This window comes from Wenyingzhuangia marina, from assembly GCF_900130035.1.
In the GTDB taxonomy this organism is placed as follows: domain Bacteria; phylum Bacteroidota; class Bacteroidia; order Flavobacteriales; family Flavobacteriaceae; genus Wenyingzhuangia; species Wenyingzhuangia marina.
This window is the reverse complement of the sequence record NZ_FQXQ01000004.1, coordinates 128,774-141,421: the sequence shown is the minus strand read 5'-3', so window position 1 is coordinate 141,421 and position 12,648 is coordinate 128,774. Positions and strand designations below refer to the sequence as shown.

The following is a 12,648-nucleotide window of genomic DNA, read 5'->3' as shown; positions in this document are numbered from 1 at the left end:
TGATGGAATTTTTACCAGAATTAGTATTAGTAGTAAGTTTTTTAATCTTGCTAACCATTGGAACACCTGTTGCCTGGAGTATAGCCATTTCTTCAGTATTAACAATGCTTGTAAGTATACCTGTTATACCAGCATTAACTACTGTTTCCCAAAGAATGGGAACAGGATTAGATAGTTTCTCTCTATTAGCCATTCCTTTCTTTGTATTATCAGGACAATTAATGAACAAAGGAGGTATTGCCCATCGACTCATTGCTTTCGCTAAAACATTAGTAGGATCATTACCAGGAGGTTTAGCATTAATCAATGTCATTGGAGCTATGCTTATGGGAGCTATTGCAGGATCTGCTATGGCATCTGCTTCTGCAATGGGAAGTATTTTAGGACCTGAAATGGAAAAAGAAGGATATTCTAAAGAATTTGGTGCTGCTGTAAACATTACCTCATCAACAACAGGATTAATTATTCCACCAAGTAACGTATTAATTGTTTATTCTTTAGCAAGCGGAGGAGTGTCTATTGCTGCTTTATTCTTAGCTGGATACATTCCTGGAATTTTAACAGGATTATTATTAATGATCGTTGCCTCTTTATGGGCAAAAAAGAAAAAATATAAATTAGGAGAACGCAGTTCTTTAAAACAAGTATTTAAAACTTTTATTGATGCTGTTCCTAGTTTGTTATTGTTAATTATTGTTATTGGTGGTATCGTAGTAGGTATCTTCACCGCTACTGAAGCTTCAGCAATAGCAGTATTATATACTTTTTTACTAGGAATTGTTTATAAAGAAATAAACTTTAAAAACTTACCTGAAATCTTATTAGATTCTTCTTGTACTACAGCTATTGTAATGCTGTTAATTGGAGCTTCTATGAGTATGTCATGGGTAATGTCTTTTGAAAATATTCCTCAAGATATTAGCAACGTATTATTAGGAATTAGTGATAATAAAATTGTCATACTTATCATCATCAACTTGTTATTATTATTTGTTGGGGTATTTATGGATATGACACCAGCAGTTTTAATCTTTACTCCTATTTTCTTACCAGTAGTAACATCTTTAGGAATGGACCCTATTCACTTCGGGATGATTATGGTATTAAACCTGAGTATAGGATTGTGTACACCTCCTGTAGGTTCCGTGCTATTTGTTGGAATTGGAGTTGCAAACACTACCATTGATAAGGTAATTAAACCATTATTGCCATTATTTTTAGCAATGATAGTTTCTTTATTCCTTGTAACTTATTTCCCTGATTTAAGTTTATGGTTACCAAGAGTATTTGGTTTATTAAACTAATAGAACATTCATCTTAATACAAAGACAAAACTGAAGATTATAAGTCTATAATTTTCAGTTTTGTTTTTAATTCTACTTAGAATAGTCAATATAAAAAATGAAAAAAAAGACTACTATTCATGATATTTCGAAAGCACTAAAGATCAACAGTTCTACTGTTTCTAGAGCATTGAATAATAGTCCTAGAGTTTCTCAAAAAACCAAAGACTTAATTCAAAAAAAGGCAATTGAATTGGGATATCAAAAAAATATTCTAGCCTCTAATTTAAGAACAAACAAAACAAATACCATTGGCATTATTGTTCCTAGAATTTCTAGAACCTTTTTTTCTTCTGTAATTTCTGGTATTGAAGAAACAGCATACAACGCGGGCTACAATGTAGTTATCGGTCAATCTTTAGAAAGTTTTGAAAGAGAAAAAGAGTTAGTTTCCACTTTACTATCTAATCGTGTAGATGGATTATTAATTTCGGTTTCCATGGGAACTACTAACTACGATCATCTATCTAATTTTAAAACCAATGGTGGACCAATCGTTTTTTTTGATAGACCCATTACCATGTTAGATACCCCTAGTATTAGTATTGATGATTATGAAGCTAGTTATAATGCTACCAAACATCTTATAAAAAACGGATGTAAAAATATTGTTCATTTTTCAGGATTCCAAAAAATAGCACTTTACAAAAGAAGAACTGAAGGTTATGTTGCTGCTTTAACTGACAACGATATACCTATTAGACCTGAGTATATTCTAGAATCACAACTTTCCGAGGCAGATGGTATAGAAATGGCTAAAAAAGTTTTAAAACTACCCAAAGTTGATGGAATCTATTCTTCAAATGATACTGCAGCTATTAGTGCTATGCAACATTTTAAAAAGAATAACATAAAAATTCCTGATGACATAGCTATTGTAGGTTTCAATAATGATCCCATTTCTGCAGCTATAGAACCAAACCTAACCACAATTAATCAACCAGATGTTGAAATGGGAATTATCGCATCTTCATTATTGATTGAACTTATCAAAAAAACAATTAAAACCCCTTCAGAACATTCAAAAACTTTAGGGACTGAATTAATTATTAGACAATCCTCTCAAAAATTATAATAAAAAAAGAGGATGATGACTCATCCTCTTTTTTTATGCAGTAACTTCATTTATTACCTTTATTATTATTTCACATCCTATTCTGATTTCTTCATCAGAAATAGTTAGTGGTGGACTAATTCTTACGGCTCTTTTTTCAAATAATAAAAAGAACAACAACAATCCTTCATCCATACATTTTAAAACTACATCAGCCGCTACATCAGCATTTTCCATCATCAAAGCCAACATCAATCCTTTCCCTCTAATTTCTTTAATAGCCGGATGTTGTAAACAATCTTTAATCAATTGTTCCTTACGCAAAGTTTCATCCATTAGATTGGTTTCTGTAATTTCTTTTACAGTAGCCAAAGCAGCCGCTGCAATTACAGGATGCCCGCCAAAAGTAGTGACATGTCCCAACATTGGATTTTCTTTTAATAAACTCATATTTTCATAGCTACTAATAAAAGCGCCTATTGGCATTCCGCCACCAAGACCTTTTCCTGTAACCACAATATCTGGAACACAGTTATAATGTTCAAAACCGAAAAATTTCCCTGTACGTCCTACTCCTGATTGAATTTCATCTAAAATTAGTAAAGCCCCAACCTCATCACATCTTTTTCTAACTTTTTCTAAATATCCATTTTGTGAAACAATAAAACCGGCTCCACCTTGAATGGTTTCTAAAATTACTGCAGCTGTTTCTGTAGTAATTTTAGACAAATCCTCTACATTGTTATAAGTAATAAATTTTGTTCCTGGAATTAAAGGCCTAAACACTCTATTTTGTACTTCTGCTCCGCAAACACTCATAGATCCTTGAGTATTCCCATGGTATGCATTTTTAGCAGCAACTATTTCCGATCTTTTAGTCACTCTTTTAGCCAATTTCAAAGCTCCTTCTGTGGCTTCAGTTCCTGAATTTACTAAATAAACAGTATTTAAGTTTTCAGGTAATAAATCTACTAACAACTTGCAAAGCTCTGTTTGTGGTTGCTGAACAAACTCCCCATAGACCATTACATGCGTATAAGTATCTACCTGATCTTTGATGGCTTGAGAAACTTTTGGGTGATTATGTCCCAAACTATTCGCAGAAACCCCTGCTATAAAATCTAAATAAGCTTTCCCATGAATATCATATACATAAGATCCTTTTGCACTTGCTACCTCTATAATTAAGGGATGTGGAGATGTTTGTGCCTGATGCTTAAAAAAATCTTCTCTTAAATTAGTCATGTATAAAAATATCTTCTTTGGTTAGTGGACGTTCATCACCCCTCCAAATAAATCCCTTTAATAAAGCTTGATCTTTTGGAAATTGTGAAGGCGGATACGTTTTTCCATCAGGTTGTTTTAAAAACATAATGGTCTCCATTTTATTTTCTTTTAATGAAAAAAGAATATTACTACATTCCATTCTCATAATTGCTGTAAGCTCCTTGGTTTCATCATTCCTAGCATAATTAATTACAGCTCCGTTTCCTTTTACCAAGAGCGTAGAAAGTTTTTGCTCTATAAACTTTCCATACATATCTTTTCCTTTAATCTGATTATAACCAACACTATCTTTTTGAACAATAAAAGCGTTTTTAACAATTTTTAAAGAATCTAGCTTTTGTGTTTCTTTATTACTTAATAAACGAATACTATCTCCTGTAATTTGATTTTCACCAGACCAAAGTATTGGGTTGGTAAACAACTCTGTAACTCCTTCTTCTTGACGAGTGACTAAAGAATCACACTTTCCACTTAAATCTGATTTAAAAAACTTTACATGATGATATACTTTCATCAATTTGTTTTTTTCCTTTCCTGTAACAGATATGGTATCCCCATGGATATACATAGAATCTTTATCTACAATAGAAATAGCTACAGGTCTTTTGGAAACAATCATAGAGTCTTTTCTACGATAAATTTCTCCATAATCTCCTTTTACTACTATTTTATTTACGGTGTCTGTAATAATTAAATTCCCAGTACCGGAAGCAAAATCATTTTTCTGATTGTAATACAAACTATCTCCTTGAATCTCATTATCTTGATGATAGATAACTGAGTTTTTTAATAAATATCCTAAAGAAAGTCTAGTGTCGTAAATTCCTCTTTCAGTGTATAAATCACTATCCTTATTTTTAATGATTGATGGACCGTATAAATAAGTTTTTCCTGTTTCTGTATAATAATCTAAGTGTCCAGTTTTTAAATCCATGTCCGGATTTACCACTTTAACATTTTGTCTTGCCGTTAATTTTTTATCATTGGCAAAATACTCCCCTATCTGACTTGTTAAGGTATTTTCTTTGTTCACAATTTTCCCAAAACAATCATAACTTAATACCTGAGTAGCTCTGTTAAAATGAAGCGTATCGGTGGTTAAAGTCATGTCTTTATCATTTACGATAACTTTTCCCCAAGACAATGCTTTCTGTGAATCTCCATCATATTGTAAATGATCACTATATTGCTTAATAGTATCTCCCTGATTAATGACCACATCACCATAAGCATACAATCTATTATCTAACTTATAATACAACGCTTTTTTACAAGTCATCAAAGCACCTTGATGCAATACACGAACATCACCATTTAAAACCAATGCTTTAGGATACTGCTTTTGATCCGCATAAGTTTGGTTGGCATGTAATATTTTTATTTTGCTAGTTTGAGACATTCCTAAAAAAGGAAGAAACAAAAATAACATTTTAAGTTTTATAGATACTTTCATACGCTAGCAAAGATACTTTATTAAGTGAATTTTTGAAATCTTTATAAAACAATTGAATAAGCAATATGTATGCCCAAAAATAGAGGGTATATCTTACAAAATACTAACAGAACACATCATAAAAAAGATTTTTAATCATAACGAAATGCATATAAAAAAGAAGGCCGATGCTTTCAAAAGCATCGGCCTATTTTATTTAATAAACTTAATTTTTATTTTAAGAATTTTAATGATTGAGAAGTACCTCCTACAACTATGTTAACAATGTATGAACCACTACTTAGACTAGAAACATCAATAGATGATTGATTGTCTTTAGATAAAATAACTCTTCCTAATACATCATAAATAGTTACTTTAGAAATTTTATCTCCTGTAATAATGTTTAAAACATCATTTACTGGGTTAGGTGAAATTTTTACCGAAGAAGAATTAAAAGCAACCTCTTCAGAACTTAAAGTACTAATATCATACAATTCAAAATTATCTACATATGTTTGTGTAGCAACAGTTCCTGTAGCATCCGCAGTGTTAAAGCTAAAAAACCCACCAGTTCCCGGAGCTGCTCCTGTTGTAAAAGTTTTATCCATTAAAACCCATTCTCCGTTTGTATCAATATCTAAAGCATCTACAAATTCTCCATCAAAAGTACCTCCATCTACCTGTCCTAATTTTATAGCGATACCACCTTCAATTGTTTTTACCCAAGCACGAGCTCTGTACTGAGTATTTGGTAACCATGCAATTCCTGAAGCATCTAATGCCGCTCCATCAGGATACCCAACATTTACTCCGTCTGTTGATAATAAAGCTGTGGTAGCTCCACAAGCACCTGCAACTTCATAAGCAATGGTAACATCACCCCATCCACCAAAACTACCTCTTGATAATAATTTAGAATCTGAAATCATATTACTAGCTGAATTTAGAGGTGTAAAACAACCTGAATCTACAGAACCAATAACACTAATCATTTTTGGATCAATACCTGAAGTAGAAATTGTGATATTTTCATTTAAAATATTTGCCAAACCATCAAAAGTAGCTGTTACTGTTACATCTCCTTCTGCTGCTTCTGCAATAGTTATTGTTGTCTTATCTAATGTAATTCCTGTAGGAGCTGTTAAAGTAATATCTCCTGACAAGTTAGAACTACTGATTGTAAAAGTTGCTGTTTCATCAGGAGTTTCTGAAAATACTAATTTGGTTTCAGAAACAATCATAACTGGTTCAAGGTTCTCCCCCAAATCATATATTTCAAGATTATCAATATAAATAAAATCATCAATAGTAGAATCAACAAAACCATCACAAGACATTATCAAAAACTTTAAATCTCCTGAAGCATTTAGTCCTGTGGTAACAGTTTTATCAAATTGAACCCAACCTGTTGTTGATGGTATACCAACTAAATGAGCAGATGAGCTATGGTTATTAGTATCTGGCAAATCCCAAACATCACCAGGTAAATGAAAATTAAATGCATCATCAGCAGCAGTTTCATTTTTAATCATCGCCTTAATTTGGTAGTTGTGCCCAGGTAATATCTGAACTGGAGCAACATACTCTATCACCCCTCCATTAGGATAACAATTTCCTTTTAAGTACAAACTTCCAGATGTATCAGACACATCATCACAAGAATTTACTGTTGTGTATGGATCAAAATTTGTCCACCCCTTTGTAAAACCACTGGCATCAAAATCTCCTTGAAAAGAAGGATTAAAAATTATATTTGTTCCTGATTCAGTAGGTGTATAACACTGTGCGTTTACATTAAACGATGTAGCAAATAACAAACTTGCTATTCCTAATAATTTAGTAGTTTTTTTCATGTATTATAAAATTTAAATTAGTTAATAATTGTTTGTCAAAATTAACTAAGTCTCATTGCTTACAAGAGTAGTAAATCAATAATAAAAGAGGGATAAAATAATATTATCACTCTAATTATAGCAAAAACATAATATTTAATACTTGTTTTTACCTATATAACTATTAAAACTTAAAAACATTAAATAAAACTCATCTGTCAAAATTTTACTTACAAAAAAACCTCATCAATTTTGATGAGGTTTTTTTATTTTATTTTATTTTATTTTTTTTGTAAACTATCTTTCAATAGTTTGTTTTCTATCTGGTCCAACAGAAACAATTGTAATTTTAATACCTGTTTCTTTCTCAATAAAAGCGATGTAATCTAACAATGCTTGTGGTAATTGATCTTCAGAAGTCATTCCAGTTAAATCTTCATTCCAACCTGGTAATTCAGTATAAATTGGTTTTACATTTTCTGGTTCAATATTATAAGGGAAATGAGTAATAATTTCTCCTTTATATTCATAAGCAGTACACACTTTTAAAGTTTTAAAACCTGATAACACATCAGCTTTCATCATATTTAATTGTGTTACACCGTTTACTTGACAAGCATATTTTAAAGCCACCATATCTAACCATCCACATCTACGTGCACGACCAGTTGTTGCTCCAAACTCATGACCTACTTTAGCCATGGTTGCTCCATCTTCATCAAACAATTCTGTTGGGAAAGGTCCAGAACCTACACGAGTAGTATAAGCTTTAAAAATTCCGAATACTTCTCCTATTTGGTTAGGTGCAATACCTAAACCTGTACAAGCTCCCGCAGCAGTAGTGTTAGAAGAAGTTACAAATGGATACGTTCCAAAATCAACATCTAACAAAGAACCTTGAGCCCCTTCTGCTAAAATGGTTTTTTTATTTTTAATAGCAGTGTGTAAATACTCCTCACTATCAATAAAAGTTAACTTTCTTAATTCTGCTACACTAGCAAAAAACTCTTCTCTTAAAGCATTTAAATCATAGTCTAATTCTACATTGTAGAAGTCTATCATTTTTACATGCTTTTGAGTTAAGGTTTCAAAAATTTCTTTCCAGTTATCTAACTCTAAATCTCCAACACGCATTCCATTACGTCCTGTTTTATCCATATAAGTTGGACCAATACCTTTTAAAGTAGAACCAATTTTATCTTTACCTTTTGCTTTTTCAGATGCAGCATCTAACAAACGGTGAGTTGGTAAAATTAAGTGTGCTTTTCTAGATATTAATAACACATTTTTAAAGTCAATATCAAACTGAGATAAGTTTTCAATTTCTTTGTTAAAAATAACAGGGTCTATAACCACTCCATTACCTACAACGTTTACAGCATCTTTATGAAAAATTCCAGAAGGAATTGTGTGTAAAACATGTTTGTGTCCGTCAAAGATTAAAGTATGTCCTGCATTTGGACCTCCTTGAAAACGAGATATTAAGTTGTAGTTTTGAGTTAAAACATCAACTATTTTTCCTTTACCTTCATCACCCCACTGCAATCCTAATAATAAATCTACCGCCATTTTGCTTTATAAATGTATAATTCTAATTTTCTTTCTTAGTTCCGTAAAAATATAGAGAGTGTTTATGAATCTCTACACCAAATACATCTTCTATTGTTTTCTTAATGGTTTGTATTCTTGGGTCGCAAAACTCAACTACTTCTCCACTGTCTAAAATCAAATGATCATGCTGCTTGTCAAAAAAACTTTTTTCGTAATGTGCTTGGTTTTGTCCAAATTGATGTCTTCTTACCAAACCACATTCTAACAACAATTCTATAGTATTATAGAGGGTAGCTCTACTTACTCGATACTTTTTGTTTTTCATATTGATATACAAAGACTCAATATCAAAATGTTCTTCTAAATCATAAATTTCCTGCAAAATGGCAAAACGCTCAGGCGTTTTACGATGTTTATTAGTTTCTAAAAACTTAACAAACACATTTTTAACGATTTCTTGATTTTTTTCTTTAGTATCCATGACTAGGTTGTTGTTTAAAAACAGCAAGATGCAAATTTATACTTTTATTTGTTTTATCTTGTTAAAAAAAGGGGCTTTTTTTTAAATAATACGTTTTACTCGCTTCACCCCTTTTACACCTTGTAACTGCTGTGTTATTTTCTTTAGTTTACTCTTATTATTAATGGTGATGGTAAATTTACCTTCAAATAAGCTACCATCTCCAGAAATATTTAGGCTATTAATATTAACATGATTATTACTAGAAATAACTCTTGTAATGTTTCCTAGCATTCCAGAACTATCTTCTCCTGTAATACTTAAGGTAACTTTAAATTCTTGCTTGGTTGAATCTACCCAATGAGCCTTCATAATTCTGTATGCATAATTAGACTGCATACTAATGGCGTTTGGACAATTGGTTTTATGAACTTTAATTCCTTCGTTAACCGTTAAAAAACCAAACACTTTATCTCCAGGAATAGGATTACAACATTTAGATAATGTATACTCTAACCTTTCATTATCATTTCCAAACAAAAGCAAATCGTAATTGGTAGAAAGCTCTTCTTTCTTTTCAATTTTAGAAGGATCTGATTTTGTTCTACGGAACAATTTAGCAAAAGTACTGGTTTGTTGATTGGCAAAATTTCTTATTTGAGTATTATCAATGGTTCCAACTCCTACTCTATAAAACAAATCAAAAGTAGTTTTTAGCTTAAAGTAAGAAATCATTGCTCCTAAATTTTTATCTGAAGGTTCAATTTTTAAATGACGTAATTTTCTTCTCAACAACTCTTTTCCATCCGCTGCAACTTTACGTTCTTCCTCTTTTAAGGCTTGACGAATTTTGGCTCTTGCTCTGGCAGTCACCACAAAAGTCAACCACCTTTCTGATGGCTTTTGGTTTTCCGAAGTAATCACCTCAACCTGATCTCCACTTTCTAAAACTCGATCTAAAGGAGTTAACTTTCCGTTGACTTTTACTCCTCTACATTTTAAGCCGATGTCGGTATGAATACTAAATGCAAAATCTAAAGCAGATGCACCTTTAGGTAAAGATTTAATATCTCCCTTAGGCGTAAAAATAAAGATTTCTTTAGAATATAAATTCAACTTAAAATCTTCCACAAAATCTACAGCATTCATACTGTGGTTTTCTAAAGTGTCTTTTAACCTATTTAACCATGATTCTAAACCACTCTCGTTAACCTCTCCTTGTTTGTATTTAAAGTGAGCTGCATATCCTTTTTCGGCAATTTCATTCATTCTTTTAGAACGAACTTGTACTTCAACCCAACGTCCTTCTGGCCCCATTACCGTAATATGTAAAGCTTCGTACCCAGTAGTTTTGGGTTGAGAAATCCAATCTCTTAAACGACTAGGATTTGGTCTATAATTATCTGTAACAATGGAATATATTTTCCATGCATCAAATTTTTCATTTTCGCCTTCGGAATCATAAATAATACGAATGGCAAACTTATCATAAACCTCTTCGTACTTTACTCCTTGAGAAAGCATTTTTTTACGAATAGAAAAAATAGACTTGGTTCTACCTTTAATCTCAAACTTAAATCCTTGTTTTTCTAGTGCTTGACTTATTTTTGAAGAGAAATTTTCTATATAATCTAACTGATTATCTTTATTAGCGATGATCTTTTTCTCTATAGAGTTATAAACCTCAGGTTCCGTATATTTTAATCCTAAATCTTCTAACTCACTTTTAATATTAAACAATCCTAAACGATGAGCCAAGGGAGCATAAATATATAAAGTCTCTGAGGCAATCTTTACTTGTTTATGAGGAGGCATGGCATCCATCGTTTGCATATTATGCAAACGATCTGCAATTTTTATTAAAATAACACGGACATCATCATTTAAGGTTAGTAACATTTTACGGAAGTTCTCTGCTTGAATAGAGGCCATTTGGTCTTTACTCATTCTAGAAATCTTAGTCAACCCGTTTACAATTTTAGCTACTTTTTCACCAAACAAACGCTCCATATCTTCTATGGTATAGTCAGTATCTTCTACAACATCGTGCAACAAAGCTGATGCAATTGAGATCGCTCCCAAACCAATTTCTACCGCCACCAATTTTGCCACAGCAATAGGATGATATATATAAGGTTCTCCTGTTTTTCTTCTTTGTTCACTATGTGCCTCAACAGCAATATCAAAGGCTTTACGTATCAACTTTTTATCATCATCTGACAAATACTGATAGCTATCTTTTAAAAGGTCTTTATACCTACGCGTAATTTCTTTGTTTTCCGCTTCTACATCAATTATATAGCCCATAAACCGATTATTTTTAAAACAAAAATACCGATGGCATTTTTAAAATGTCACCAGTAAATTGCTATGTATCTTCTTAATAAATATACTATTTTTTCTACGATATACGACTATTTTTTCAAATTCAATACTCGCTGTAACAAGGTAGGATGTGAATAATGAAAAAACACATTCCATTTGTGTGGTGTTAAATTACTTAAACTGTTTTTAGATAGTTTTTTAAGTGATGATATTAAATATTTTCCTTCATATGTTTCCTTAGCAAAATCATCTGCTTGATATTCAAACTTTCTAGAAAAAAGATTCATAATTACTCCTGTAATTTCCGAAATGGGGCTATATAAAATTCCAAAAGCCAACATCCCGATATGAAAACTACTTTTTTCTACTCCAAATGCATCAGCCAGTAAAGGATTCCCCAACAACCTTCCTAAAATAAATAAAGTAAAACCTGTTAAGCACAAAGAAGCAATCATATTAAAAATAGTATGTTTTCTTTTGTAATGACCTACTTCATGTGCAAACACTGCTACAATTTCTTCTTCGCTTAAATCTTGAACCAAAGTATCGTACAATACAATTCTTTTTTTGGGACCAAAACCTGTAAAATATGCGTTGGCTTTGGTAGAACGCTTGGAACCATCTATCACAAAAATATTATCTAGTTTAAATCCTTGTGCTGTAGCATAGGCAAATAATTTGTCTTTTAAACTTCCTTCTTCTAAAGGAGTTTGCTTGTTAAATAAAGGAACAATAATACTTGAATAAAACATGGTTAAAAACAATGTAAACACAGCAAACACCAACCAAGCATACCACCAAAAATTTTGCTCCATTTTGCTATACAACCAGGTAATTAACCACAACAATCCTCCTCCTAAAACCAAGGTCATCAAAAGCCCTTTGATTTTATCAATCACAAATAATTTTTTAGTGCTTTTGTTAAAACCAAACTTTTCTTCAATCACAAAAGTGTGATAATAGCCGAAAGGAATCTGAATAATAGAACTCACCAAACCTATGATACCAAAAAACACCAAGGTTTGTAAAATAGAATTTGAAGTAATTTGTAAAGACCATTTTTCTACCAAGGCAACACCATCTAGCAGAAAAAACAAAAGAGTTACCACAAAACTAAATAAACCTGATAGGGTTGAAAATTTATAATTCTCCATCTTATAAGCTTGTGATTTTTCATAAGCTTCTGTATCATATACATCTTTTAATTCCTTTGGAATAGGATCGTTAAAATGTAAAGCGTTTACATAACTAATCACTTCATCTTTAATAAAGTTGATCACAATTAATGCTATAATGATAATAAATAAAATAGTACCTGTCATTTTTTAGTTGTTGGTTGTTGGTTGTTGGTTGTTGGTTAA

At 31.6% G+C, this 12,648-nt stretch carries 9 protein-coding genes; 2 read left to right on the top strand and 7 right to left on the bottom strand.

What is annotated here, in order from left to right; all coding sequences use genetic code 11:
- The first annotated feature begins 2 nt into the window (after nt 1-2).
- On the top strand, nt 3-1,304 hold the full coding sequence (locus BUB70_RS10065) for a TRAP transporter large permease (protein WP_073121659.1): 1,302 nt from the start codon (nt 3-5) through the stop codon (nt 1,302-1,304).
- Between the two features lie 97 nt (nt 1,305-1,401).
- Nucleotides 1,402-2,418: a LacI family DNA-binding transcriptional regulator gene (locus BUB70_RS10060; RefSeq protein ID WP_073121145.1), complete on the top strand. Its 1,017-nt coding sequence runs from the start codon at nt 1,402-1,404 to the stop codon at nt 2,416-2,418.
- Between the two features lie 33 nt (nt 2,419-2,451).
- Here BUB70_RS10060 and BUB70_RS10055 read toward each other — a convergent pair whose 3' ends face one another.
- The 7 genes from BUB70_RS10055 to BUB70_RS10025 all read right to left on the bottom strand — a co-directional run bounded on the left by BUB70_RS10055 (nt 2,452) and on the right by BUB70_RS10025 (nt 12,609).
- Nucleotides 2,452-3,642 carry an aspartate aminotransferase family protein gene (locus tag BUB70_RS10055; RefSeq protein ID WP_073121143.1) on the bottom strand — a complete coding sequence of 397 codons (1,191 nt, stop codon included), beginning with the start codon at nt 3,640-3,642 and terminating at the stop codon, nt 2,452-2,454.
- Entirely contained in the window at nt 3,635-5,137 is a 1,503-nt protein-coding gene (locus tag BUB70_RS10050) for an OstA-like protein (protein WP_073121141.1), read from the bottom strand. Before BUB70_RS10050 ends, BUB70_RS10055 begins: the two co-directional genes overlap by 8 nt.
- Nucleotides 5,138-5,349: 212 nt before the next feature.
- Complete coding sequence (locus tag BUB70_RS10045) at nt 5,350-6,972, bottom strand: T9SS type A sorting domain-containing protein (protein ID WP_073121139.1); 1,623 nt, start codon at nt 6,970-6,972, stop codon at nt 5,350-5,352.
- 276 nt (nt 6,973-7,248) lie between these two features.
- Entirely contained in the window at nt 7,249-8,520 is a 1,272-nt protein-coding gene (locus BUB70_RS10040; protein ID WP_073121137.1) for an adenylosuccinate synthase, read from the bottom strand.
- 22 nt (nt 8,521-8,542) lie between these two features.
- Nucleotides 8,543-8,983 (bottom strand): Fur family transcriptional regulator, encoded by a 441-nt coding sequence (locus tag BUB70_RS10035; protein WP_073121135.1) that lies wholly within the window; start codon nt 8,981-8,983, stop codon nt 8,543-8,545.
- An 81-nt stretch (nt 8,984-9,064) separates the two neighbouring features.
- On the bottom strand, nt 9,065-11,269 hold the full coding sequence (locus tag BUB70_RS10030) for a RelA/SpoT family protein (RefSeq protein WP_073121133.1): 2,205 nt from the start codon (nt 11,267-11,269) through the stop codon (nt 9,065-9,067).
- Between the two features lie 107 nt (nt 11,270-11,376).
- The gene (locus BUB70_RS10025; protein WP_073121131.1) at nt 11,377-12,609 is read right to left on the bottom strand and encodes a M48 family metallopeptidase; all 1,233 of its coding nucleotides are present in this window, start codon (nt 12,607-12,609) and stop codon (nt 11,377-11,379) included.
- Nucleotides 12,610-12,648: the final 39 nt, after the last annotated feature.